The organism is Faecalibacterium sp. DFI.5.82 (assembly GCF_029076575.1).
GTDB classification, from domain to species: domain Bacteria; phylum Bacillota; class Clostridia; order Oscillospirales; family Ruminococcaceae; genus Faecalibacterium; species Faecalibacterium duncaniae.
In genome coordinates this window covers 1-302 of sequence record NZ_JARFIS010000719.1, presented here as the reverse complement: position 1 = coordinate 302, position 302 = coordinate 1, and the positions used below count along the sequence as shown (strand labels likewise).

Annotated in this window: 1 pseudogene; it reads left to right on the top strand. The window is 67.2% G+C overall.

The window, feature by feature from the left end:
• Window positions 1-239: pseudogene (locus P0G09_RS18600) on the top strand (hypothetical protein); the annotation flags it as partial.
• Between the last annotated feature and the right edge of the window lie 63 nt (window positions 240-302).

Below are 302 nucleotides of genomic sequence, written 5' to 3'. Positions count from 1 at the left end.
CCCAGCGCCCGGCCGAAGATGCCGTAATACCCGGCGTTCAGGAAGGCACGGCGCTGGGGGAACTGTGCCTTGCGTACGGCGCTTCCGCTGGGGCAGATGCACCGCTCCACCTGCTGGATGCGGGCTGCGGCGAGGGCTGGTACGACCGCTGCATTGCACAGGCCTTTGCGCAGGCGGGCAGGCCAGTGCAGCTGGCGGGCTTTGATATCGCAAAGCCTGCGGTGCGTCTGGCCGCATAGGCACTGCCTGCCGCAAAATACGCGGTGGCATCCAGTTTTGCCCAGCCTGTCCGCACCGGATGG